This is a genomic window from Klebsiella sp. OBRC7, from assembly GCF_000293135.1.
Lineage (GTDB): Bacteria > Pseudomonadota > Gammaproteobacteria > Enterobacterales > Enterobacteriaceae > Klebsiella > Klebsiella michiganensis.
Window position 1 is genome coordinate 1 of the sequence record NZ_ALNJ01000011.1, and the last position, 22,401, is coordinate 22,401.

Here is a 22,401-nt window from a genome sequence, read left to right on the forward strand (position 1 = left end):
TGGGCTTTTTGCGTTTTTGTCGCCTGAACCGACCGGACATCGGTGTACCCTTATCCGGTCTTACTTCATTACTCATGTACCAAATTCAATAACGGATAGGGTTTTCCAAGATCGTCCGTCTCAGAACGGCCTGTCACCTTAAAGCCCATCTTCTTATAAAATCCGACCGCTTGTTCATTCTGCTCATTAACGTTAGTCGTCAGTTTGGGCGCTAACGTCAGCGCGTGTTCAATCAACAACTTACCCACGCCGCAGCCGCGGACCGTAGGGTCAACGAATAGCGCATCCATATGTTCCCCCGTAAGTAGCATAAAGGCGACCGGCTCGTCTTTCTCCGTCACCGCTACCCATAGCGGCGCTTCGGGTAAAAACGCGCTCACCAGATCTTCCAGTTCCGCTCTATACTCTTTTGATAAAAAATCGTGCGTTGCATCGACCGACCGACGCCAGATCGCAATCAGTTTTTTCCCTTCATCATGCCGTGAACGGCGGATACTAATAACCATATTTGCTCCTTTTATTGGTTCTTATATTCTAACGTAAAAATCTCCGTGAAATTTTCTCACCCTGCACCTGCAGGCTCGACATTCACCTTATTCCTGGGTATCTTCAGCTGTCTGGATGTCTAAACGTTTATACGTATGCTATGAGGTAATAAAGTTATGCCAATTCGGGTGCAGGACGAGCTACCGGCCGTCAATTTCTTGCGTAATGAAAACGTCTTTGTGATGACGACAACTCGCGCGACGACTCAGGAAATACGCCCGCTGAAGGTGCTCATCCTTAATCTGATGCCGAAGAAAATCGAGACTGAGAATCAGTTTTTGCGACTGCTTTCCAACTCTCCTCTGCAGCTTGATATCCAGCTGCTGCGCATCGATGCCCGCGAATCACGTAATACTCCGGCGGAACATCTGAACAACTTCTACTGCAACTTTGAAGATATTTGCGATCAGAACTTTGATGGCCTGATTGTTACCGGTGCACCTTTAGGTTTGGTTGAATTTAATGATGTTGCCTACTGGCCGCAGATCAAGCAGGTACTGGAGTGGGCAAAAGATCATGTTACCTCAACGCTGTTTGTCTGTTGGGCGGTACAGGCAGCCCTCAATATCCTCTACGGTATCCCTAAACAGACCCGCTCTGAGAAGATTTCCGGCGTCTACGAACACCATATCCTGCAACCCCATGCCTTGTTAACCCGCGGCTTTGACGATAGCTTTCTGGCCCCGCACTCGCGCTATGCTGATTTCCCGGCGGCGCTGATACGCGACTACACCGACCTCGAGATCCTGGCGGAGACGGAAGAAGGGGACGCCTACCTGTTCGCCAGCAAAGATAAGCGCATCGCCTTCGTGACCGGCCACCCGGAATATGACGCGAACACCCTGGCCAGCGAATTTTTCCGCGATGTAGAAGCGGGCCTCGATCCACAGGTTCCGCACAATTATTTCCCGCAAAACGATCCGCAGAAAAAACCTCGTGCCACCTGGCGAAGCCATGGCAATCTGCTGTTTATCAACTGGCTGAATTATTACGTCTACCAGATTACACCATACGATCTACGCCATATGAATCCGACTCTGGATTAATATTCTACACAACGCGATCCTAAAGCGTTTCAGCATTTTGCCTCTGGCACCTTCGGGTGCCTTTTTTATTTCCGAAACGCAGCTCATATTGTAATTAAACTTTATCTTCATTGTTATCAATAGGTTAAATGATAATTAAATTAAAAATGGAAATTGTTTTTGATTTTGAAAAATAAATGCGTAGTCTTAATTGTGCTGAACGAAAACTACACAACGATCTTACGTTCGCGCCAACTGGATCAACCAAGAGGAGCAGCACATGACGCAGCAGGCGACAATCACTGACGAACTGGCTTTTAGCCAGCCATATGGCGACCAGGAGAAGCAAATCTTAACGCCTGAGGCCGTAGAATTTCTGACCGAGCTGGTGCGCCGCTTTACGCCTGAGCGCAATAAACTCCTGGCCGCGCGTATCCAGCAGCAGCAGGCAATTGATAACGGTAAGCTTCCAGATTTTATTTCGGAAACAGCTTCCATTCGCAACGGTGATTGGACGATCCGCGGTATTCCGGACGATTTGCAGGATCGGCGGGTAGAAATTACCGGTCCGGTAGAGCGCAAGATGGTCATCAATGCGCTCAATGCGAATGTAAAAGTCTTTATGGCGGATTTCGAAGACTCACTGGCGCCCGAATGGAGCAAAGTCATTGATGGGCAAATTAACCTGCGCGATGCGGTTAACGGCACCATCAGCTACACCAATGAAGCCGGCAAGATTTATCAGCTCAAGCCGAACCCGGCGCTGCTGATCTGCCGCGTGCGCGGTCTGCATCTGCCGGAAAAACACGTGACGTGGCGCAGGGAAGCGATTCCCGGCAGTCTGTTCGATTTCGCCCTCTATTTCTTCCACAACTACAAAGCGTTACTGGAAAAAGGCAGCGGCCCCTATTTCTATCTACCGAAGACTCAGGCCTGGCAGGAAGCCGCGTGGTGGAGTGAAGTCTTTAGCTTTACGGAAGACCGTTTTGAGCTGCCGCGTGGCACCATCAAAGCCACGCTGCTGATCGAAACGCTGCCCGCCGTATTCCAGATGGACGAAATTCTGCACGCCCTGCGCGACCATATTGTGGGTCTGAACTGCGGGCGCTGGGACTACATCTTCAGCTATATCAAAACGCTGAAGAATCATCCGGATCGCGTTCTGCCGGACCGTCAGGTGGTGACGATGGACAAGCCTTTCCTCAGCGCCTACTCGCGATTGTTGATTAAGACCTGCCACAGGCGCGGCGCGTTTGCGATGGGCGGCATGGCGGCCTTTATTCCGAGCAAAGATGCCGAGCGAAACAACCAGGTGCTGAACAAGGTAAAAGCGGACAAATCGCTGGAGGCGAATAACGGTCATGACGGTACCTGGATCGCGCATCCCGGGCTGGCTGACACCGCGATGGCCGTCTTTAACGGTGTACTGGGCGAGAACAAAAATCAGCTGTCCGTTACCCGCGAAGACGATGCGCCGATTACCGCTGAACAGCTGCTGGCCCCCTGCGAGGGCGAACGAACCGAAGAGGGCATGCGCGCCAACATTCGCGTGGCGGTGCAGTACATCGAAGCGTGGATCTCCGGCAACGGCTGCGTACCGATCTATGGCCTGATGGAAGATGCGGCAACGGCGGAAATCTCCCGCACCTCCATCTGGCAATGGATCCACCATGAGAAAACCCTCAGTAACGGCACACCGGTTACCAAAGCGCTATTCCGCCAGTGGCTGGCTGAAGAGATGCGGGTGATTCAGGACGAACTGGGCGAGCACCGCTACAGCAGCGGGCGTTTTGATGAAGCCGCTCGTCTGATGGAACAGATCACCACCTCCGACGAGCTGATCGATTTCTTAACCCTGCCGGGCTATCGCCTTCTGGCCTAATTCACCACACAACAATATGGAGCATCTGCACATGAAAACCCGTACCCAACAAATCGAAGAATTAAACAAAGAGTGGACGAATCCGCGCTGGGAAGGCATTACTCGCCCATACAGCGCCGAAGACGTGGTGAAGCTGCGCGGTTCGGTCAACCCGGAATGTACTCTGGCGCAGCTGGGCGCGGCAAAGATGTGGCGACTGCTGCACGGGGAAGCGAAAAAAGGCTACGTCAACAGCCTGGGCGCGCTGACCGGCGGTCAGGCGCTGCAGCAGGCGAAAGCGGGCATTGAAGCGATTTATCTTTCCGGCTGGCAGGTCGCAGCGGACGCCAACCTGGCCTCCAGCATGTATCCGGATCAATCGCTCTATCCGGCGAACTCGGTACCGGCCGTGGTCGATCGGATCAACAACAGCTTCCGCCGCGCGGATCAGATCCAGTGGTCTGCGGGCATTGAGCCGAACGATCCGCGTTATACCGATTATTTCCTGCCAATCGTCGCCGATGCGGAAGCGGGGTTTGGCGGCGTGCTTAATGCGTTTGAGCTGATGAAATCGATGATTGAGGCCGGTGCAGCGGCCGTACACTTCGAAGACCAGCTGGCATCGGTGAAAAAATGCGGCCATATGGGCGGCAAAGTGCTGGTCCCCACGCAAGAGGCGATTCAGAAACTGGTCGCCGCGCGTCTGGCGGCGGACGTCATGGGCGTGCCGACGCTGGTGATCGCTCGCACTGACGCCGATGCGGCGGATTTAATTACCTCAGACTGCGATCCTTACGATCGCCAGTTCATTACCGGCGACCGTACCAGCGAAGGTTTCTTCCGTACCCATGCCGGTATCGAACAGGCCATCAGCCGCGGGCTGGCCTACGCGCCCTATGCCGACCTGGTGTGGTGTGAGACCTCTACCCCGGACCTCGAGCTGGCGAAGCGCTTTGCCGACGCGATCCACGCGAAATATCCGGGCAAACTGCTGGCCTACAACTGCTCGCCGTCGTTTAACTGGCAGAAAAAGCTGGATGATAAAACCATTGCCAGCTTCCAGCAGCAGCTGTCGGATATGGGCTACAAGTATCAGTTCATCACCCTGGCCGGTATTCACAGCATGTGGTTCAACATGTTCGACCTGGCCCACGCCTACGCCCAGGGCGAGGGGATGAAGCACTACGTTGAGAAGGTCCAGCAGCCGGAGTTCGCAGCGGCTAAAGATGGCTATACCTTTGTCTCTCATCAGCAGGAGGTCGGCACCGGCTACTTCGATAAGGTCACCACCATTATCCAGGGCGGAGCCTCGTCAGTCACGGCGTTAACCGGCTCTACAGAAGAAGATCAGTTCTGATAATTTCCCCCTCTCCCTTTATCCGGGGGAGAGGGATGGGTGAGGGGGAAGAGATGACGCGTGGCCTGGAATTATTGATTGCTCAAACTATTTTGCAGGGTTTTGACGCCCAGTACGGTCGTTTTCTTGAAGTGACTTCCGGCGCCCAGCAGCGCTTTGAACAGGCTGACTGGCATGCCGTCCAGCAGGCGATGAAGCAGCGTATTCATCTCTACGATCACCATGTCGGCCTGGTCGTCGAGCAGCTGCGCTGTATTACCGATGGTAAAAATACCGATACCGATTTTTTGCTGCGGGTAAAAGAACACTATACCCACCTGCTGCCGGATTACCCTCGCTTCGAAATTGCGGAGAGCTTTTTCAATTCCGTTTATTGCCGGTTGTTTGACCACCGCTCGCTGACTCCCGAGCGGCTTTTTATTTTCAGCTCTCAGCCAGAGCGGCGCTTACGCGCTATCCCGCGCCCGCTGGCCAAAGATTTCTTCCCCGAGCGCGGCTGGGACACGCTATTACGCAAAGTGTTATCCGATCTTCCTCTTCGTCTGCCGTGGCAAAACAGTGCGCGCGATATCGGTTATATCACCGCTTGCCTGCAGGAGGCACTCGGCAGTGAGCTGCTTTCCCGGTCGCACCTGCAGGTGGCGAATGAACTGTTTTACCGCAATAAGGCGGCCTGGCTGGTAGGCAAACTGGTTACGCCGATGGCGACACTGCCTTTTCTTCTGCCAATTCATCGCACCGATGAAGGCGAATTGTTTGTCGACGCCTGTCTGACGACGCATGCCGAAGCCAGCATCGTTTTTGGCTTCGCCCGCTCCTATTTTATGGTTTACGCGCCGCTGCCCGGCGCGCTGGTCGAGTGGCTGCGCGAGATTCTCCCGGGGAAAACCACCGCTGAACTGTACATGGCGATTGGCTGCCAGAAGCATGCGAAAACCGAGAGCTATCGGGAATACCTGCACTATATTTCCCGCAGCGATGAGCAATTTATCGAAGCGCCAGGGATTCGCGGCATGGTGATGCTGGTGTTTACTTTGCCGGGATTTGACCGGGTATTTAAAGTCATTAAGGACCGCTTTGCGCCGCAGAAAGAGATGACCGCCGCCCACGTGCGCGCCTGCTATCAGCTAGTCAAAGAGCACGACCGCGTGGGAAGGATGGCTGATACCCAGGAGTTTGAGAACTTCGTCCTGGAGAAACGGCAAATTGCGCCCGAACTTATGGCCCTGTTACAAACCGAAGCCGGAGCGAAAATTACCGATCTCGGCGATCGGATTGCGATCAGCCATCTTTATATCGAGCGGCGGATGGTGCCGCTGAATATCTGGCTGGAGCAGGTGGACGGTCCGGCGCTGCGCGATGCGGTAGAGGAGTACGGCAACGCCATTCGTCAGCTGGCCGCCGCCAACATTTTCCCCGGCGATATGCTATTTAAAAACTTTGGCGTCACGCGTCACGGCCGGGTGGTGTTCTACGATTACGATGAAATTTGCTATATGACGGAGGTGAATTTCCGCGAGATCCCGCCGGCGCGCTACCCGGAGGATGAGCTTGCCAGCGAGCCCTGGTATAGCGTCTCGCCTGGCGATGTTTTTCCGGAAGAGTTTTGCCACTGGCTGTGCGCTGACCCGCGCATCGGACCGCTATTTGAAGAGATGCACGCCGACCTGCTGCGCGCCGACTACTGGCGGGAGCTGCAAACGCGTATCCGCAACGGCCACGTGGAAGACGTCTACGCCTATCGCCGCCGTCAGCGTTTTAGCGTGCGCTACGGCGACCTGAAGCAGGCGGGATAACCGATGGCCTGCTTCAGGCTGTTTCGATAACGGCAAATTCTTCGTACACCAGTTCCATATCCGGCGCCCAGGTACCTTCACGTTCAAAGAATGCCTGATGCGCCGATTGCCAGTAAGCGAGGCTCAAATCGCCTTCGCCTTCCAGCGCGGCGAGTTCAGGGCTCATTTCGTTAAAGCGAATGAGCCTGAGGGTCAGGGTGCGTATCACGCAGACGGCTTTCCCTTTGCCGTCCAGTACAATGTGATATGCCCCTGGCGTCACGGGTGGCTGCTCCTGCTGATAGCTGGCAAGCGAGCCGCAGGTACCGCGCTTCTTCCCGGCGATAACCAGGGCAGCCAGTTCGTCGGCCAGCGCCGGTGAATCGCCGAAAGACCAGCAGAAAGCAGAAGGGTATTTATCCTGCCAGTAGGATTTCAGATCGCTCATTTAGCGCACTCCGCCGTAGGCCAGCGTCACTTCTTTCGCCGCCTTAATCACCATCGCGCCGAACTCGGTCACGCGGTCATCGGTAATACGGGAAATGGGCCCGGAAATGGAGATGGCGGCGAACGGCTCACGATGTTCATCATAAATGCACGACGCCACGCAGCGCAGGCCCAGCGCGTGTTCTTCGTCATCAAACGAGTAGCCGCGCTTACGCGTCTGGGCCAGGTCCTCTTTCAGATGTACCGGCGATACCAGGGTGGCATGGGTATAAGCGTGCAGCCCTTGACGGTGCAGCAGACCGGTAACCTGCTCTTCGCTTAGCTGCGACAGAAACGCCTTTCCGGCGCCGGAAGCGTGCATCGGCAGCTTACCGCCAATCGGTGCCGACATACGCATCAGCTGCGTACACTGCACCTGATCGATAATAATCGCCTGATGATCGCTCTGGTCAAGCACCGCGAGGTTAACCGTTTCACCGGAATCTTCCATCAGCTGACGCAAAATCGGATGGACGATCGCCAACAGATTACGGCTTTGCAGGAAGCTGCTGCCGACGACAAAAGCATGGGCACCCACCGACCAGTGGCCCAGCTCACCGACCTGACGAACAAAACCCAACTGCTGCATGGTCGTCAGCAGGCGGTGAGTCGTGGAGTTAGGCAGACCGGCCTGCTGGGCCAGTTCGGTCAGCGCCACGCTGCCGTGGGATTCAGCAATCCATTCGAGCAGCTTCAGTCCGCGGGTCAAGGACTGAACTTGCCCGCCGGCCGGAGCGGCGGCGGGGGAGGCAGGTTTTCTGCCGCGTTTTGCGGGAGCGGGGGTCGCCATCGTGGACTCCTTTTTCTGTATCGTGGAAATGATTTTCGTTTTATTTGGCAATAATGCAATCACTACCCGACTGATCGGATGAGTGAAGCTGAACATGTCTCATCTTGCCCGCTGTTCTCTTTTCCACCCCTTCGGTTTGTGCCAGTATGGTCTGTTGAGTTTTTTCGGTCTGGTTGAGCGTTGTCGGGAGCGAGTGTGAGCAGCAAAGTTGAGCAACTGCATCAGCAGTTAAAAGCACGTATTTTGGTTCTGGATGGGGGCATGGGCACCATGATCCAGAGCTACCGTCTGAGTGAGCAGGACTTTCGCGGCGAGCGCTTTGCCGACTGGCCGTGCGACCTGAAGGGCAACAACGACCTGCTGGTTCTCAGCAAGCCGGATGTGATAACCGCTATCCACGATGCCTATTTTGCGGCCGGGGCGGATATCATTGAAACCAACACCTTTAACTCGACGACCATCGCGATGGCGGATTACCAGATGGAATCCCTGTCGGCGGAAATCAACTTTGTGGCGGCGAAACTGGCCCGCGCCAGCGCCGATGCCTGGACCGCGCGCACGCCGGAAAAACCGCGCTACGTCGCAGGGGTCCTCGGCCCGACTAACCGCACGGCGTCCATTTCTCCCGACGTCAACGACCCGGCCTTCCGCAACATCACCTTTGACGGGCTGGTGGAAGCCTATCGTGAATCCACCAAAGCGCTGGTGGAAGGCGGGGCGGATCTGATTCTGATTGAGACGGTGTTCGATACCCTCAACGCCAAAGCGGCGATCTTTGCGGTTAAAGAGGAGTTTGAAGCGCTGGGAGTCGATCTGCCGATTATGATCTCCGGCACCATCACCGACGCCTCCGGGCGCACGCTGTCCGGCCAGACCACCGAAGCCTTTTATAACTCGCTGCGCCACGCCGATGCGCTGACGTTTGGCCTCAACTGCGCCCTGGGGCCGGATGAGCTGCGCCAGTACGTGCAGGAGCTGTCGCGTATCGCCGAATGCTACGTTACCGCCCACCCGAACGCCGGTCTGCCGAATGCCTTTGGCGAATACGACCTGGACGCCGATACGATGGCGGCGCAAATTCGCGAATGGGCTGAAGCCGGATTCCTGAATATTGTCGGCGGCTGCTGCGGCACCACGCCGGAACATATCGCCGCCATGAGCCGCGCGGTCGCCGGCCTGCCGCCGCGCCAGCTGCCGGAAATCCCCGTCGCCTGCCGTCTTTCCGGCCTTGAGCCGCTGAATATCGGCGATGACAGCCTGTTTGTGAACGTCGGCGAACGCACCAACGTTACCGGCTCGGCGAAATTCAAGCGACTGATTAAAGAAGAAAAATATAACGAAGCGCTGGATGTGGCGCGCCAGCAGGTGGAAAGCGGCGCGCAGATTATCGATATCAATATGGATGAGGGGATGCTCGACGCCGAAGCGGCGATGACGCGTTTCCTCAACCTGATCGCCGGTGAGCCGGATATCGCCCGCGTGCCGATTATGATCGACTCCTCCAAATGGGAGGTCATCGAAAAGGGCCTTAAGTGTATCCAGGGTAAAGGCATCGTTAACTCCATCTCGATGAAAGAGGGCGTTGAGCCGTTTATCCAGCATGCGAAAAAGGTGCGCCGCTACGGCGCCGCCGTCGTGGTGATGGCCTTCGATGAAGTGGGCCAGGCCGATACCCGCGAGCGGAAAATTGAAATTTGCCGCCGGGCGTACAAAATTCTCACCGAAGAGGTGGGCTTCCCGCCGGAAGACATTATCTTTGACCCGAATATTTTCGCCGTGGCGACCGGAATTGAAGAGCACAACAACTATGCCCAGGACTTTATCGGCGCCTGCGAAGATATCAAACGCGAACTGCCGCACGCGCTGATCTCCGGCGGCGTCTCTAACGTGTCGTTCTCGTTCCGCGGCAATGACCCGGTGCGCGAGGCGATTCACGCGGTATTCCTCTACTACGCCATCCGCAACGGCATGGATATGGGCATCGTTAACGCCGGCCAGCTGGCGATTTACGACGACCTTCCCGCCGAGCTGCGCGATGCGGTTGAAGATGTGATTCTGAACCGCCGCGATGACGGCACTGAACGTCTGCTCGATCTGGCGGAAAAGTATCGCGGCAGCAAAACCGACGATACCGCCAACGCTCAGCAGGCGGAATGGCGCAGCTGGGACGTCAAAAAACGCCTCGAATACTCGCTGGTTAAAGGCATTACCGAATTTATCGAGCTCGATACCGAAGAAGCCCGCCAGCAGGCCGCGCGTCCGATTGAGGTTATCGAAGGGCCGCTGATGGATGGCATGAACGTGGTCGGCGACCTGTTCGGTGAAGGGAAAATGTTCCTGCCGCAGGTGGTGAAATCCGCCCGCGTCATGAAGCAGGCGGTGGCCTACCTCGAACCCTATATTGAGGCCAGCAAAGAGAAAGGTTCCAGCAACGGCAAGATGGTCATCGCCACCGTGAAGGGTGACGTTCACGACATCGGCAAGAATATTGTCGGCGTGGTGCTGCAGTGTAACAACTACGAAATCGTCGACCTTGGCGTGATGGTGCCTGCGGATAAAATCCTGAAAACCGCCCGCGAGGTTAACGCCGACCTGATTGGCCTCTCCGGGCTGATTACGCCGTCGCTGGATGAGATGGTCAACGTGGCGAAGGAGATGGAGCGTCAGGGCTTTACTATTCCGCTGCTGATTGGCGGCGCAACCACCTCGAAAGCGCACACGGCGGTGAAAATCGAGCAGAACTACAGCGGGCCGACGGTCTACGTGCAGAACGCCTCGCGCACCGTTGGCGTGGTCGCCGCGCTGCTGTCCGATAGCCAGCGCGATGATTTTGTCGCCCGTACCCGCAAAGAGTACGAAACGGTACGTATTCAGCACGGGCGAAAAAAGCCGCGCACCCCGCCGGTCACGCTGGAGGCCGCGCGCGATAACGACCTGGCCTTTGACTGGGCAAGCTACACTCCCCCGGTGGCCCATCGTCTGGGCGTGCATGAGGTTGAGGCCAGTATCGAAACCCTGCGTAACTATATCGACTGGACGCCGTTCTTTATGACCTGGTCGCTGGCCGGTAAGTATCCGCGCATTCTGGAAGATGAAGTGGTCGGCGAAGAGGCGCAGCGCCTGTTCAACGATGCCAACGAACTGCTGGATAAGCTCAGCGCCGGGAAGGCCCTGAATCCGCGCGGCGTGGTGGGGCTGTTCCCGGCTAACCGCGTCGGCGACGATGTTGAAATTTATCGCGATGAAACCCGGACTCACGTGCTGACGGTGGGGCATCATCTGCGCCAGCAGACGGAGAAAGTCGGCTTTGCCAACTACTGCCTGGCGGATTTTGTCGCGCCGAAGCTGTCGGGGAAGGCGGACTATATCGGCGCCTTTGCGGTGACCGGCGGCCTTGAGGAAGACGCGCTGGCCGACGCCTGGGAAGCGCAGCACGATGACTACAACAAGATTATGGTGAAGGCGATTGCCGACCGCCTGGCGGAAGCCTTTGCCGAATATCTGCATGAGCGGGTGCGTAAGGTTTACTGGGGCTATGCGGCGAACGAAAACCTCAGCAACGAGGAGCTGATCCGCGAGAACTACCAGGGAATTCGCCCGGCGCCGGGCTATCCGGCCTGCCCGGAGCACACCGAAAAGGCGACGATCTGGGAGCTGCTGGAGGTGGAAAAACGCACCGGCATGAAGCTGACGGAATCTTTTGCCATGTGGCCCGGCGCGTCGGTTTCCGGCTGGTACTTCAGCCATCCGGACAGCAAATACTTCGCGGTAGCGCAAATTCAGCGCGACCAGGTGGAAGACTATGCGTTGCGTAAGGGGATGAGCGTAGCGGAAGTGGAGCGCTGGCTGGCGCCGAACCTCGGTTACGATGCCGACTGATCCACCAAACCGTTATCTTTCCTTACAACTAACAGGGCGCTCAAGGAGCGCCCTGTCTCTTTATTGTGCGTAAACCCTTATACTGAAGGAAGCTTGCGATCGTTGCCGCCGGATAAGTGAAGCGCTATCCGGCCTGTAACGGTTTCTGAGTTTCGGGAACGAATAAATATAAGGAGAAGCTGATTCCGTGTTAACTCTGCTACACCTGTTGTCCGCCGTCGCCCTACTGGTGTGGGGCACCCATATCGTCCGTACCGGCGTGATGCGCGTCTACGGCGCTCGTCTGCGAAGCGTACTCAGCAGCAGCGTGGAGAAAAAACCGCTCGCCTTCTGCGCGGGGATCGGCGTTACCGCGCTGGTGCAGAGCAGCAACGCCACCACCATGCTGGTCACCTCTTTTGTCGCCCAGGATCTGGTGGCGCTGGCCCCTGCGCTGGTGATGGTGCTGGGCGCTGACGTCGGTACCGCGCTGATGGCGAGGGTGCTGACCTTCGATCTGTCCTGGCTTTCGCCGCTGCTGATTTTTATCGGCGTGATTTTCTTCCTTGGGCGCAAGCAAACGCGCGCGGGCCAGCTCGGGCGCGTGGGGATTGGTCTGGGCTTGATTCTGCTGGCGCTGGAGCTGATCGTGCAGGCGGTGCATCCCATCACCCAGGCTAACGGCGTACAGGTGATTTTCGCCTCGTTGACCGGCGATATTATGCTGGATGCGCTGATCGGCGCGGTGTTTGCCATCATCAGCTATTCAAGCCTGGCAGCGGTGCTGCTGACCGCAACGTTAACCGCCACCGGCGTGATTTCGTTTCCTGTGGCGCTGTGCCTGGTGATCGGCGCCAACCTCGGATCCGGGCTACTGGCCATGCTAAACAACAGTGGCGCCAATGCCGCCGCGCGCCGCGTGGCGCTCGGGAGCCTGCTGTTTAAGCTGGTGGGTAGCCTGATTATCCTGCCGTTTGTGCATCTGTTGGCAAACGTCATGGATGAACTCCCGCTGCAAAAATCCGAACTGGTTATCTATTTCCACGTCTTCTATAACCTGATCCGCTGTATCGCCATGGTGCCGTTTGCCGGGCCGATGGCTAACCTCTGTAAGCGTCTGATTCGCGATGAGCCCGAGCTGGACGCGCGGCTGAAGCCGAAGCATCTTGATACTTCGGCGCTGGATACGCCCGCCCTGGCGCTGGCCAATGCCGCCCGCGAAACCCTGCGTATTGGCGATGCCATGGAGCAGATGTTGGAAAGCCTGCATAAAGTGATGCACGGCGAGCCGCGTGAGGAGAAAGAGCTGCGGCGGATGGCGGACGATATCAACGTACTTTACACCGCCATTAAGCTCTATCTGGCGCGGATGCCGAAAGAGGAGCTGGCGGATGAGGAGTCCCGCCGCTGGGCGGAAATTATCGAAATGGCGCTTAACCTCGAGCAGGCTTCGGATATCGTCGAAAGAATGGGCAGCGAGATCGCCGATAAATCGCTGGCCGCGCGGCGCGCGTTCTCCATGGAGGGATTAAAAGAGCTGGATGCCCTCTACGAGCAGCTGCTCAGCAATCTGCAGCTGGCGATGTCGGTTTTCTTCTCCGGCGACGTGCCGAGCGCCCGCCGCCTGCGCCGCAGCAAGCATCGTTTTCGTATCATGAACCGTCGTTACTCGCATGCCCACGTTGACCGCCTGCATCAGCAAAACGTGCAGAGTATTGAGACCAGTACACTGCACCTGGCGCTGCTGGGCGATATGAAGCGTCTGAATTCACTGTTCTGCTCGGTAGCCTATAGCGTGATGGAGCAGCCGGATGAGGACGATGAGCGCGATGATTATTAAGCGCTTATGTGCCGCCAGACATCCCCGGCTCGCGCTGCGATTAGCCGGGCTACAGGTTTACCGCGGTCTGCGGGATGGTAGCCCGGACAGATGCGCAGCATCGCCTCCGGGGAATTATGCCACTCTGCGCTTTGCTCCCGGGGGCGGCGCAGAGCGCCTTGCCCGGGCTACGAGTTCTCCACCGTCTGCGGGATGGTAGCCCGGACAGGCGCGCAGCGCCGCCTCCGGGAAACGTGCGCACGGGGTTTAGAAACGATGACCGGCGTTGAGGGTCACCGCGTCTTCTCCGGCTCTGAATACCAGCGTGGGATTCGGGCCGCCAAGGGTAGCGTGGCCCTGCGTCACCTGTATCCAGTTGCCTTCCGGCAGGCCGATAATCGTCAGCTCCGGCGCAACCACCAGCAGCTCGCGGATCCGCTGTTCGCGGGTCTCGCCTTTATGGCCTTCCGGCAGCGCGTTGGTGAAGTGCGGGTTGATTTGCAGCGGGAACAGCCCCAGCGCAGCAAAACCGTTAGGGTCGACAATCGGCATATCGTTAGTGGTGCGAATCGTCGGACAGGCCAGGTTAGCGCCCGCGCTCCAGCCGATATACAGCGCTCCGCGCTTCACCACATCTACTATCGGCGCCAGCAGGCCGCGTTCGCGGCACTCTTTCAGCAGCTGAAAGGTGTTGCCGCCGCCGACGATAACTATCTCCGCATTCTCAATCGCCGAAACCGGGTCAGCGACGCTGTGAATACCGGTGACCGTGACGCCCATTGGGCTGAAGACGGCGGCGGTTTTCGCGGTGTAATCGTCCCAGGTTTGCGTCACCCCGGCGAAAGGAATAAATACCGCAGAACGGCGGCCGTTTAGCTGCCCGGCAATGGTCGGCAGCGCATGTTCCAGCCAGGCTTTGCCCGGCAGCGTTGAGTTACTCAATAGCAGCAGTTCCATCATTTCTCCATTTGGCCAGATGATTATTCGGGCAGGGATGTTATCACAGGATATCTTACCGCTTGCTGACGTGGCTCACGCTGAGACGCGCTGAACATAGCGGAACGGTGATTATTGGCGCAGCGACTCTCTGAATTAAACTGGAAAGTGCCTCGCAGACTGACTCTACCGGGCGTGACAGGTTAGCGGGAACTGCTTAGTTTTACGTTGATGATTCACAGGCAAAGGAATAGAAAATGCTCGTTTATTACGCTAATCTGAGGCATGTCATGCGCATTACCATGGGGGCTATCATGCGCACTTCGTCGAACGTTAAAAAATCAGTCAATGTCTCGCTTTCGCCTGAAATCCTGGAAGAGGCGCGTAAACTTAAAATCAACATTTCGGCGGTTTTAACGGAAGCTTTGCTTGAAAAACTTCGTGAGCACAAACGTGAAGAGTGGTTACGAGACAATAAGAAATCGATCGATACGATTAACCAATGGGTAGAAGAAAACGGTTCGTTTAGTGATTTTCAAAGGCCGTTCTGATGGAACAATATTGCGCTTATGAGAATAGGGGAAGCGGTAAAAAGGTTTTCCCTTATTTAATCAACCTACAGCATCCGTGCGCGAATGTCCTGAAGCATATCCTGGTTGCCCCTGTGATAGAACAAAACCAACTACCCGATACCCAGCCTCCGACCAAAATTTGTCCCGTGATTACGATTGCCGGTCAAACTTATATTGTGATGACGCATATGATGGCGGGTTTGCCGCAGAAAGAACTGGGCAAGCGCGTCGCTGATTTGACGGCGGAAAGGGCTGCGCTGCGCGATGCAATCGACTTTCTGATCAACGGTTATTAGAGCGCCCTCCCAGGCGCTCTCCGTTTTGCCTTTATCCTCTGGCAAAGGCCGCGGCTTCAGCGACCAGCGCCGCCTCCGGACGCACGCCGGTGTAGAGCGCAAACTGCTCCACCGCCTGCAGGGCAATCACCTCCGCGCCGCTGATAACGCGCTTGTCCAGCCTCTGCGCCAGCTTGATGAGCGGGGTTTCCGGCGGCAGAGCGACCACGTCAAATATCACGTCGGCCCGTTCCACCATCGTCGGGCTAAAGGCCAGGGTTTCGCTTTCCGCGCCGCCCGCCATGCCGAGCGGCGTGACGTTAACCAGAATATCCGCTGCGATTCCCTCCGGCCTGGGCTGCCACTGAAAACCGTACTGCTTTGCCAGCGCCAGGCCGCGCTCGCGATGGCGGGCGGCGATAATCACATCGCGGAAACCGGCATCGCGGAAGGCGGCGATGACCGCTTTGCCCATTCCGCCGCTGCCCTGGATCATCACTTTGGCTGAGGAATCGAGCTGATAGCTGTCAATCAGGCTTTTCACCGCGATATAGTCGGTATTCAGCCCGGTCAGCCTGCCGTCGTCGTTGACGATGGTATTGACCGAATCAATCGCCTTTGCCGAAGGGGCAAGCGCGTCAAGATACGCTATGCAGCTCTCTTTAAACGGCATCGAGACCGCGCAGCCGCGAATGCCTAATGCGCGCACGCCCTTTACCGCCGCGGCTATATCCTCGGTCGTAAACGCTTTATAGATATAGTTCAGCTCCAGCTTTTCATACAGGTAGTTATGAAAGCGGGTGCCGAAGTTACCCGGGCGACCGGCCAGCGACATGCACAGCAGCGTATCGCGATCAATCATGAGCAATATCCTCCGCGTGGGCCAGCAGATACTCTTCCGCCTCTTTTGACCAGATACCGTGGTGACGTTCCATAATCGCCGCCAGCTGCGGGTCGCTAATGTTTCCCAGCGGCGTCAGCGGAATGTTTTTTCCGGTATAGACCAGCTTCTTACCGCCGCCTACCGCCGGTAAATCCAGGGTGGTCGCGCCCGCCGCGTTCAGCCCCAGAATATGAGTCACCACCTTCGCGGTCTGCACCTTTTTCTCCTGCATCAGCGCTACGGCGGCGCGCATATCGTCGGTATTGCCGCCGGAGGTGCCCACGTAGTGGGTGAAGGCGTAATGCACATCGTAAAAATTGATCGGTGCGCTGAACTGCTTATCCTGCGGGCCGGCGAAAAAGTTCAGGCAGCCGTCCGGAGCCAGCAGCGAGGATGCCAGAGTGATGAGCTGTTCGTTAGGGACGAAGACGAAGATATCGTCAAAGCCGTGCCCGCCGGAGAGCGCCATCAGCGTTTCGCGGCTGGCGTCGCGCCCATCCAGATAGTGAATCAGCGTTTGCGGCTCGGAGGGATAGTGCTGGCGCGCATAGCTGAGCTTTGGCTTATTGGTATCGGTGACCACCAGCAGCGCCGGGTTGATCGGGCCATGCAGCGCGTAGTCGATGGCCAGCAGGCCCATCGGGCCGGTGCCGCCGAGGATCAGGGCGCGGCCCTGCGGGCGAATGCCCATCACATGGTTATAGCTGCCTTCCTGCAGATGATAGTTGGCGTTGAAGGCACCAATCACGCAGGAAAGCGGCTCCACCAGCGAGCCTTCAAACCAGGTGTCGCCCTCCCAGGAGAGCAGGCAATCCTGCTCCATCACCTCGTTGGGGATCACCACGTGGGTGGCTTCGCCGCCGATCCATGGAAAAGAATAACCGGGACAGTCCGGGCGATCCGGCAGCTGCAGGTTGGCCTGAATCACATAGCGCTGGCCGGCGTGAAACTTGTGCTGCCATTTTTTGCCGACGGCGATAATCTCCCCGCAGAACTCATGACCGATAATGATTGGGTTTGTCGCCACATCGTCAGGCACCTTTTTGTGGTCCTCGCCCTGGTTCGCCTCTTTCCAGGAGGAGAGGCACAGACTGTCGGTGACCACCCTGGCGAGAATTTCATCATCCTGCATCGCCGGAAGTTCAAAGGTTTCCAGGCGCAGATCGCGTTTGCCGTAGAGCCGCAGGGCTGTTGTTGTTTGCATGTTTACCACCTCATCCCCTTCATCTTTCGCATTACGGCTGCGAAATCTTTTGGGTCTAACTTGTTGAAGTAGCCCCGGCATCGCCGGGGCGGAATAATCAGGACAGAATCAGGACAGGAAGCCCAGCGCGTTACCGATAATCCCCAAACCGAAGAGGGCGAAAATCAGCCATACCGGGTTCACTTTCTTATTAAGCAGACGCACCATCAGCAGCGTCAGGCCCAGAGCCAGCAGGCCGGGGCAGAGCTGATCGAGGATGTCCTGAACGGTCATGGTGACGGTCGAGCCGTCGGCGCCCGGGGTTTGCGAGACCACCAGCGGGACGTTGATGGTGGTCCACTTGGTCACCAGCACGCCCATCACAAACAGACCAAGAATGGAGGCGCCTTCGGTCAGTTTTTGCAGCAGGTTGCCGCCCATATCGCTGACGATATTGACCCCTTTACGGAAGCCGAGCTGCAGCCCGTACCACTTCATCGCCAGACGTACCGCGTTGAAAATAAAGAAGAACAGCAGCGGTCCAAGAATATTGCCGGAGAGCGCCAGCGAGGCGCCGAGGGCGGCGGTAATCGGCCGCAGCGTGCCCCATACCAGCGGGTCGCCCACGCCTGCCAGCGGCCCCATCAGGCCAACTTTGATCCCGTTGATGGCGCCATCGTCGATAGCGGCGCCGTTGGCCCGGGCTTCCTCCATCGCGGCGGTGACGCCAATCACCGGCCCGCAGACTGCCGGAGTGGTGTTGAAGAACACCAGATGGCGCTTCAGCGCGGCGACCTGATCCTCCTTCAGCGGGTAGAGGCGCTTGATGGCCGGGATCATGTCGTAGCAGAAGCCAAGCCCGTGAATACGTTCGAAGTTGAATGACGCCTGCTGCAGGTTGGAGCGCAGAAACATGCTCACCAGGTCGCCTTGGGTAATTTTTCTCTGTTCCATGTTGGGCTCCATCAGTCGTCAAGCTGGTCAAGGGCAGTGGAAGAGGTGGCGGCGGCCTGCGGTTCGGGTTTACGCCACTGCGGATTAAGCTGGATATAAATCAGCGCGATGATGACCCCGACGCCGCCGAAGGCCAGCAGGCTAAAGTCGAGGTAGCCGCCCGCGAGGAAGCCGAGGAAGAAGAAGGGCATCAGATACTTCACGCCCATCATGCGCAGCACCATGGCGTAGCCGACCACCACGATAAAACCGCCGGCGATTTGCAGACCGCGGGTGACGAATTCCGGAATGGCGTTGAGCATACTGCTGACCATATCCGCGCTGACAAACAGAGAAACGATGAGTGCGGGAATGGCGACGCGCAGCGCCTGAACGCCCAGCGCCGACACGTGCAGCAGATCGATTGTTCTGAAGCGCGCCTCTTCCGCGGCCTTATCCGCCGCGTGCTGGAACACCACGGTAATGGTGCGGGCGAACACGGTGAGCACCTGACCTGCGGCAGCGACCGGCAGCGCAATCGCTATTCCGGTAGCGATGCTTTGCTGGCCCACGATCACCAGGATGGCGGAGATAATGCTGGCTAACGCCGAATCCGGAGACTGCGCCGCGCCGACGTTCATCCAACCGAGCGCGATCAGCTCCAGCGTTCCGCCGAGCATGATCCCGGTTTTTAGATCGCCGAGAATTAAGCCAATCACGGTACAGGCGATTAATGGGCGGTGCGTCTGGAATTCATCCAGCACGCTGCCCATCCCGGCAATACAGGAAAAAATAAATATGGCGATTATTTGTAGGGTACTTATTTCCATAATTTGTCACCTTGAGGGTAAAGAAATCCCTGCCTTTTACGGCATTTACACGATGTTCTTCAGGCTGCCTCTTTGTTGACTGCACTCTCTCGCCCCAGTCACATAGTTAGCTATGCTGCTGGTGACTTGCTCATTTGCCGCCGCGATGCATCCAGAATGACAGTGTGTAATAAAAGGCGCGTTTTATTATTCTGTAACGGACTGCTCTGCTATTTTATCGAGAATATTAACCGACGGATCCGAAGCCACGATGCGTAAATCAAGCTTAACGCCCAGCTTATCTAACTGCTGAAAGGCATCAATATCCGCTGCGTCTAATGACACCGCTTTGGTTAACTGTTTTTTACCCGGTCGCCAGGCCATGCCGCCAATATTCAGCGTGGCTATTTTGACGCCCTGCTGTACCATGGTTAATACGTCCTGCGGATTAGTGAATAAATAAAAAACCGTTTCGTCCTGATATTGCGGGTTGTGATAAACGGCGACGGCTTTCTCGATATTCACCACATTGACCTTCATGCCCGGCGGCGCGGCCTGGCGAAGCAGCGTACGGCGAACGTCGTCGTTATACACGTCGTCATTACAGATAATGATGCGCTGGGCGTTGGCCACTTTTGACCAAACGGTGGTGACCTGGCCGTGAATCAGGCGGTCATCAATGCGTGCGAGCGTAATGTTCATCAGAAATCCTCCTCAACGGTTTCCGGCTGCCGCCAGGTGACGCAGCACTGGCTGGCGATGGTCTCAAGATGTTGGCACAGTGCTTCTGCATTCATCGTTTGCTGGTTATCGACCAGCTCCAGAGCCAGCGGTAGCGACAGGCCGCTGATGACCCGAAGCTGCGGGTTGCGCATCGCCAGGCCGGCGGCGGCGTTCCACGGGCTGCCGCACTGTAGATCGACGGCGATGAGCCACTCCCCCTCTTTGTGAGTACTTACCAACTCTTCAAGCTTACCGGCGATATCGCCCGCGTTTTCCCCCGGTACAAACGCCACGGCGCTGACGTGGACATCGCCGTAAACCATGCGTACCGAGTCGAGCATGGCGCAGGCCAGCTGACCGTGAGCGCAGAAGATGACGTTAACCATGTTTCCCCCTTAGCCGCGCGTTTTGCCGCCCGCAATGTTAGTGGTTACTCCAGTAATGTAGCTGGCGCGCTCTGAGAGCAGATAGCAAACAAAATCAGCAACTTCACTGAGACGGCCGGAGCGACCAACAGGAATCGCATTTTTGCTATAGCCTTCGCGCAGCTGTTCGACGGTGATATTGCGGGTCCAGGCCAGCGCTTCTTCATATTCCGGCGTACGCAGCCCGGTTTTTTCCAGAATGCCCGGCGCGACGCCTACGACGCGAATACCGTGCTTGCCCAGCTCTTTCGACCAGGAGCGGGTAAAGCTGTTCAGCGCGGCTTTGGTCGCGGCGTAGCAGCTCTGGCCTTCAGAGCCTTCGAGACCGCTTTCCGACGAGACGTTAACAATCACGCCGCTGCGTTGTTTAACCATCTGGCGCGCCACCGCCTGCGACATCAGGAACACGCCTTTTTGGTTGATATTGACCATTTTTTCGAATGCCGCTTCATTTAATTCATAGCGACCGGACGGCGCTTTCTCATCGACTAATAAACGCGGGAAGTTGACGCCGGCGTTATTGACTAAACCATCAATGCGGCCAAAACGCTGAATAATACTCTCGACGGTTTTATTCACTTCGCTGGCGCTGGAAATATCGGTTGGCCAGAAATTATAATTATCTCGATTCTGATATTTGTCGCCGCCGTGAATATCGCTCATCTGCACATTTGCGCCCTGGGCTAATAACTCATCGACAATCGCCAGGCCGATGCCTGATGCGCCGCCGGTCACGATAATTATTTTGTCTTTTAAATTTAACCATGTATTCATTATCGACTCCTGTTTCTTTAGATAAAGGGATCCCCCGCAGCAGCGCTGCGTGAAATCATATTCTTGACATTTACTTCAGTAATGACTCAGCGGTTTCTCGATTCGTCACCAGACAATTAATGTAATGACCGTTTAAGGCGCCAAGAATCCCGGCGTATTTCTCCTCGCCCATGGCGATACCCACCGAGTAGCGCGCCTGCTTGAGTTTTGCCATCTCGATAGAGAGCGTTTTTTCGCTCATGGCGGTTTCGACCAGCGCGCCATCAATGTTGTAAAAACGCGAACAGATATCGCCGGCGACCTGGCGAGCGTTGAGATCGTCGCTCTCTTCACTGCCGTAAAATGCATGCCAGTTGGCGCCGTCGCGGATCGCTGGAGAACCAATGCCCACCAGCGCGACGTCCAGGTTATCCCAGTAGGAGGCAATCGTTTTAAAATGACGGGACTGCATAATACCGTTGCGAATTAATGTGTTATCCAGCAGTGCCGGGAAATCAGCTAGATGAGATTCCGCTTTCAGCTTCGCCGCTGCGCCGTAGGTCAGCGTATTCACGTGGTAGCGACTTTCCAGTTTTCCGGAGGGGCCGCCGATAATCGGCACGCAGATAACCTGACGGGACTGGCTGGCCTGCGGCAGATTCTCCACCAGCGCGCGCACCGCCCGACCCCAGGAGAAGCCGACGATATCGCCCGGCTCCAGCAGCCTGTCGACCAATTGCGCGCCATGCAGGCCGATATGATTGAGCTGATCCTCCTCCAGCAGTGAGTCGCAGGCCGCCACCACCGCCTCTTTGAGGCCAAATTTTTGTTTTAGCTGCTGCTCAAGCCACAGATTCTCGTTGTAGTCGTAGTTGATGGCGATAGTGACGATGCCCTGCTCGCGGCCGCGCTTCAGCAGACGGCTGATAGTAGTGCGGTATATCCCCAGCTCGCGGGCAATCTGCGCCTGGGTCATATCCTGCTCATAGTAGAGCTGGGCGATTTTCACGATCAGACGAATATCGTCGCTGTTTTCCATCGTCACTGTCGGCTCCTGCACATTTGTGCAAATGGGAGAGTTGCTGTCATGATCTGATATAACCCCATCAGCGACCCGCTTCAAAGAAATTTTCCTCTATTTCATGATGATGTTACGACCGTTTCTGTTGCACATTTGCGTTGCTTACCGGTGGTTTATGGCACCTTTGTGCCGGACGTGATAAGAGCCTGATTCTGCTTTGTTTCGCCGGGCAAAGTTGCCGGGCTTTCATGGGCACACTTTTGTGTTGAAAGGCGTGGCAGATCACATTTAGCGGCAGGCGACGAGAGCGCGATTCTTTTTTATCGCCCGTAAGGTAGGGTATATTTCGCTTTTACAGGAGATTTTATGCT

The 22,401-nt window shown here is 56.5% G+C and carries 20 protein-coding genes; 8 read left to right on the forward strand and 12 right to left on the reverse strand.

Features of this window, described 5'->3' with window-relative positions; genetic code table 11:
• Positions 1-68: 68 nt before the first annotated feature.
• The gene (locus HMPREF1144_RS02180) at positions 69-506 is read right to left on the reverse strand and encodes an acetyltransferase (protein ID WP_009651731.1); all 438 of its coding nucleotides are present in this window, start codon (positions 504-506) and stop codon (positions 69-71) included.
• Between the two features lie 156 nt (positions 507-662).
• On the opposite strand from HMPREF1144_RS02180, the gene metA reads away from it, so the two are divergent.
• From metA to aceK, 4 genes are all read left to right on the forward strand, one after another.
• Entirely contained in the window at positions 663-1,592 is a 930-nt protein-coding gene (gene metA / locus HMPREF1144_RS02185) for a homoserine O-acetyltransferase MetA (protein WP_009651732.1), read from the forward strand.
• A 259-nt stretch (positions 1,593-1,851) separates the two neighbouring features.
• Positions 1,852-3,453, forward strand: coding sequence for a malate synthase A (gene aceB, locus HMPREF1144_RS02190; protein WP_004097698.1), 1,602 nt, complete (start codon positions 1,852-1,854; stop codon positions 3,451-3,453).
• 31 nt (positions 3,454-3,484) lie between these two features.
• Positions 3,485-4,789 carry an isocitrate lyase gene (gene aceA / locus HMPREF1144_RS02195; protein ID WP_004097699.1) on the forward strand — a complete coding sequence of 435 codons (1,305 nt, stop codon included), beginning with the start codon at positions 3,485-3,487 and terminating at the stop codon, positions 4,787-4,789.
• A 53-nt stretch (positions 4,790-4,842) separates the two neighbouring features.
• On the forward strand, positions 4,843-6,585 hold the full coding sequence (gene aceK, locus HMPREF1144_RS02200; protein WP_042926850.1) for a bifunctional isocitrate dehydrogenase kinase/phosphatase: 1,743 nt from the start codon (positions 4,843-4,845) through the stop codon (positions 6,583-6,585).
• Between the two features lie 13 nt (positions 6,586-6,598).
• Here the strand turns inward: aceK and HMPREF1144_RS02205 are convergent, their stop codons facing one another.
• Both HMPREF1144_RS02205 and iclR read right to left on the reverse strand, forming a co-directional pair.
• Entirely contained in the window at positions 6,599-7,003 is a 405-nt protein-coding gene (locus tag HMPREF1144_RS02205) for an ASCH domain-containing protein (protein ID WP_085954928.1), read from the reverse strand.
• Between the two features lie 9 nt (positions 7,004-7,012).
• Positions 7,013-7,840, reverse strand: coding sequence for a glyoxylate bypass operon transcriptional repressor IclR (gene iclR, locus HMPREF1144_RS02210; RefSeq protein ID WP_004097706.1), 828 nt, complete (start codon positions 7,838-7,840; stop codon positions 7,013-7,015).
• 195 nt (positions 7,841-8,035) lie between these two features.
• On the opposite strand from iclR, the gene metH reads away from it, so the two are divergent.
• Both metH and HMPREF1144_RS02220 read left to right on the forward strand, forming a co-directional pair.
• Positions 8,036-11,719 carry a methionine synthase gene (gene metH, locus HMPREF1144_RS02215; RefSeq protein ID WP_009651735.1) on the forward strand — a complete coding sequence of 1,228 codons (3,684 nt, stop codon included), beginning with the start codon at positions 8,036-8,038 and terminating at the stop codon, positions 11,717-11,719.
• Positions 11,720-11,906: 187 nt separating this feature from the next.
• On the forward strand, positions 11,907-13,538 hold the full coding sequence (locus HMPREF1144_RS02220; RefSeq protein ID WP_009651734.1) for a Na/Pi cotransporter family protein: 1,632 nt from the start codon (positions 11,907-11,909) through the stop codon (positions 13,536-13,538).
• Positions 13,539-13,784: 246 nt separating this feature from the next.
• On the opposite strand, the gene pepE is transcribed toward HMPREF1144_RS02220, so the two are convergent.
• On the reverse strand, positions 13,785-14,474 hold the full coding sequence (gene pepE / locus HMPREF1144_RS02225; protein ID WP_009651725.1) for a dipeptidase PepE: 690 nt from the start codon (positions 14,472-14,474) through the stop codon (positions 13,785-13,787).
• A gap of 236 nt (positions 14,475-14,710) precedes the next feature.
• Here pepE and HMPREF1144_RS02230 point away from each other — a divergent pair, with 236 nt between their 5' ends.
• Positions 14,711-15,004: a type II toxin-antitoxin system CcdA family antitoxin gene (locus HMPREF1144_RS02230; RefSeq protein WP_042926854.1), complete on the forward strand. Its 294-nt coding sequence runs from the start codon at positions 14,711-14,713 to the stop codon at positions 15,002-15,004.
• Entirely contained in the window at positions 15,004-15,321 is a 318-nt protein-coding gene (locus tag HMPREF1144_RS02235; RefSeq protein WP_042926856.1) for a CcdB family protein, read from the forward strand. Before HMPREF1144_RS02230 ends, HMPREF1144_RS02235 begins: the two co-directional genes overlap by 1 nt.
• Positions 15,322-15,352: 31 nt before the next feature.
• Here the strand turns inward: HMPREF1144_RS02235 and HMPREF1144_RS02240 are convergent, their stop codons facing one another.
• The 8 genes from HMPREF1144_RS02240 to HMPREF1144_RS02275 all read right to left on the reverse strand — a co-directional run bounded on the left by HMPREF1144_RS02240 (position 15,353) and on the right by HMPREF1144_RS02275 (position 22,048).
• Positions 15,353-16,162: a shikimate 5-dehydrogenase gene (locus HMPREF1144_RS02240; protein ID WP_004097715.1), complete on the reverse strand. Its 810-nt coding sequence runs from the start codon at positions 16,160-16,162 to the stop codon at positions 15,353-15,355.
• Positions 16,155-17,387, reverse strand: coding sequence for an L-sorbose 1-phosphate reductase (gene sorE / locus HMPREF1144_RS02245; protein WP_009651730.1), 1,233 nt, complete (start codon positions 17,385-17,387; stop codon positions 16,155-16,157). Before sorE ends, HMPREF1144_RS02240 begins: the two co-directional genes overlap by 8 nt.
• Before the next feature lie 108 nt (positions 17,388-17,495).
• Complete coding sequence (locus HMPREF1144_RS02250; RefSeq protein ID WP_004097717.1) at positions 17,496-18,320, reverse strand: PTS system mannose/fructose/sorbose family transporter subunit IID; 825 nt, start codon at positions 18,318-18,320, stop codon at positions 17,496-17,498.
• Between the two features lie 11 nt (positions 18,321-18,331).
• Positions 18,332-19,129, reverse strand: coding sequence for a PTS mannose/fructose/sorbose transporter subunit IIC (locus HMPREF1144_RS02255; protein WP_004097718.1), 798 nt, complete (start codon positions 19,127-19,129; stop codon positions 18,332-18,334).
• 186 nt (positions 19,130-19,315) lie between these two features.
• The gene (locus HMPREF1144_RS02260) at positions 19,316-19,810 is read right to left on the reverse strand and encodes a mannose/fructose/sorbose PTS transporter subunit IIB (RefSeq protein WP_009651729.1); all 495 of its coding nucleotides are present in this window, start codon (positions 19,808-19,810) and stop codon (positions 19,316-19,318) included.
• On the reverse strand, positions 19,810-20,217 hold the full coding sequence (locus HMPREF1144_RS02265; protein WP_009651728.1) for a mannose/fructose/sorbose PTS transporter subunit IIA: 408 nt from the start codon (positions 20,215-20,217) through the stop codon (positions 19,810-19,812). The genes HMPREF1144_RS02260 and HMPREF1144_RS02265 overlap by 1 nt, the downstream gene beginning before the upstream one ends.
• A 9-nt stretch (positions 20,218-20,226) precedes the next feature.
• Positions 20,227-21,030, reverse strand: coding sequence for an SDR family oxidoreductase (locus HMPREF1144_RS02270; RefSeq protein ID WP_004097722.1), 804 nt, complete (start codon positions 21,028-21,030; stop codon positions 20,227-20,229).
• Positions 21,031-21,100: 70 nt separating this feature from the next.
• Entirely contained in the window at positions 21,101-22,048 is a 948-nt protein-coding gene (locus HMPREF1144_RS02275) for a sugar-binding transcriptional regulator (protein WP_042926860.1), read from the reverse strand.
• Between the last annotated feature and the right edge of the window lie 353 nt (positions 22,049-22,401).

What these genes read in the sequence shown, in the direction of transcription:
- HMPREF1144_RS02265 (WP_009651728.1), bottom strand. Translation starts at nt 20,217, where the DNA reads ATGGTTAACGTCATCTTCTGCGCTCACGGTCAGCTGGCCTGCGCCATG.
- iclR (WP_004097706.1), bottom strand. Translation starts at nt 7,840, where the DNA reads ATGGCGACCCCCGCTCCCGCAAAACGCGGCAGAAAACCTGCCTCCCCC.
- HMPREF1144_RS02180 (WP_009651731.1), bottom strand. Translation starts at nt 506, where the DNA reads ATGGTTATTAGTATCCGCCGTTCACGGCATGATGAAGGGAAAAAACTG.
- aceA (WP_004097699.1), top strand. Translation starts at nt 3,485, where the DNA reads ATGAAAACCCGTACCCAACAAATCGAAGAATTAAACAAAGAGTGGACG.
- metA (WP_009651732.1), top strand. Translation starts at nt 663, where the DNA reads ATGCCAATTCGGGTGCAGGACGAGCTACCGGCCGTCAATTTCTTGCGT.
- aceK (WP_042926850.1), top strand. Translation starts at nt 4,843, where the DNA reads ATGACGCGTGGCCTGGAATTATTGATTGCTCAAACTATTTTGCAGGGT.
- HMPREF1144_RS02240 (WP_004097715.1), bottom strand. Translation starts at nt 16,162, where the DNA reads ATGATTGATCGCGATACGCTGCTGTGCATGTCGCTGGCCGGTCGCCCG.
- HMPREF1144_RS02230 (WP_042926854.1), top strand. Translation starts at nt 14,711, where the DNA reads ATGCTCGTTTATTACGCTAATCTGAGGCATGTCATGCGCATTACCATG.
- HMPREF1144_RS02255 (WP_004097718.1), bottom strand. Translation starts at nt 19,129, where the DNA reads ATGGAAATAAGTACCCTACAAATAATCGCCATATTTATTTTTTCCTGT.
- HMPREF1144_RS02250 (WP_004097717.1), bottom strand. Translation starts at nt 18,320, where the DNA reads ATGGAACAGAGAAAAATTACCCAAGGCGACCTGGTGAGCATGTTTCTG.
- sorE (WP_009651730.1), bottom strand. Translation starts at nt 17,387, where the DNA reads ATGCAAACAACAACAGCCCTGCGGCTCTACGGCAAACGCGATCTGCGC.
- HMPREF1144_RS02260 (WP_009651729.1), bottom strand. Translation starts at nt 19,810, where the DNA reads ATGAACATTACGCTCGCACGCATTGATGACCGCCTGATTCACGGCCAG.
- HMPREF1144_RS02275 (WP_042926860.1), bottom strand. Translation starts at nt 22,048, where the DNA reads ATGGAAAACAGCGACGATATTCGTCTGATCGTGAAAATCGCCCAGCTC.
- HMPREF1144_RS02235 (WP_042926856.1), top strand. Translation starts at nt 15,004, where the DNA reads ATGGAACAATATTGCGCTTATGAGAATAGGGGAAGCGGTAAAAAGGTT.
- pepE (WP_009651725.1), bottom strand. Translation starts at nt 14,474, where the DNA reads ATGGAACTGCTGCTATTGAGTAACTCAACGCTGCCGGGCAAAGCCTGG.
- HMPREF1144_RS02270 (WP_004097722.1), bottom strand. Translation starts at nt 21,030, where the DNA reads ATGAATACATGGTTAAATTTAAAAGACAAAATAATTATCGTGACCGGC.
- aceB (WP_004097698.1), top strand. Translation starts at nt 1,852, where the DNA reads ATGACGCAGCAGGCGACAATCACTGACGAACTGGCTTTTAGCCAGCCA.